This is a genomic window from Bradyrhizobium sp. Kon56 (genome assembly GCF_055807635.1).
Genome location: NZ_JBVVOU010000213.1, coordinates 1 through 362 on the forward strand (window position 1 = coordinate 1; position 362 = coordinate 362).

The 362-nt window shown below is 44.8% G+C and carries 1 protein-coding gene; it reads right to left on the reverse strand.

The genetic code is table 11. The annotated features are described in order from the left end of the window. Positions 1 to 291: hypothetical protein (locus AC0L3B_RS38685; RefSeq protein ID WP_473382924.1), on the reverse strand; the 291-nt coding region annotated here is incomplete at its 3' end. Positions 292 to 362 lie beyond the last annotated feature (71 nt).

Below are 362 nucleotides of genomic sequence, written 5' to 3' on the forward strand. Positions count from 1 at the left end.
GGCTAAATCCTCTAGACTCTTTTGTGTTATCGCCTTCTCGTTTTCGAGTCGCTGATGAATTTTAGTATAATTATCCAGTGTGACGGCCTGCCCCGGAGCCAGAGAGTTCCAAGCAGAAGTTAACACACTGCTATTTTCCACAGAAGACTGAAGGTTTTTAGTCCAGTTACTAATTTCAACATTTACCTGATTAAGTTGAACCGTCAATAGCTCGCGCCCGCCCTGCAACTCATTACGAGCTCTAGTCAGCACACCCTCTTGGCTAGAATAATGGGTTCTATAGCGCTTCACCCTATCAATACAACTCATAAAGCGCCCTAGGAGTGATAACTCGCCCTCGGGCAAGAATGTAATTTCAACAT